Genomic DNA, 546 nt, shown 5'->3' with positions numbered 1-546 from the left:
ATGGCTGCTACAATAGCACCATCTTTCTCATTTTTAGGTAAATGTTCAATAAAACTGCGATCAAGTTTTATCTCATCAACAGGTAAAGTACGTAAATAACTCAGGCTTGAGTATCCTGTTCCAAAGTCATCGACAGAAACTTTAATGCCCAAATCACGAATCGCCATTAAAATTTCTAAAGAACGGTCAGCACCTGCAATTAACATGGTTTCAGTAACTTCAATTTTTAATAATTCAGGCTGCAACTGTGTATTGGCCAGTGTTTCTTGTAAGTCATGCAAAAAGCCTGTGCGCTTGAACTGTAAGGGAGAAAGATTGACGGCTACACTCAGGCTAGCGCCATTTTTCTTATTCCATTCAACAATATCCTGACAGGCTTGCTGTAAAACCCATTGGCCAATCACTACAATTTGACCAGTTTTTTCGGCGAATGGAATGAAATCTGCTGGAGAGATAAAACCTCTTTGTGGATGCTGCCAACGGATTAAGGCTTCTACACTTTTTAACTGGCCTGAATGAGCATCAATAACCGGTTGATAGACTAAC

General features: G+C 39.6%; 1 protein-coding gene. It reads right to left on the bottom strand.

The window, feature by feature from the left end:
* A partial coding sequence (locus WAE57_RS15815) for an EAL domain-containing protein (RefSeq protein WP_337711310.1) occupies positions 1-546 on the bottom strand: 546 nt, incomplete at both ends.

The organism is Acinetobacter sp. NS-4 (assembly GCF_037402435.1).
Taxonomy (GTDB): domain Bacteria; phylum Pseudomonadota; class Gammaproteobacteria; order Pseudomonadales; family Moraxellaceae; genus Acinetobacter.
The sequence above is the reverse complement of the archived record's forward strand: the minus strand, read 5'-3'. Positions and strand labels throughout refer to the sequence as shown.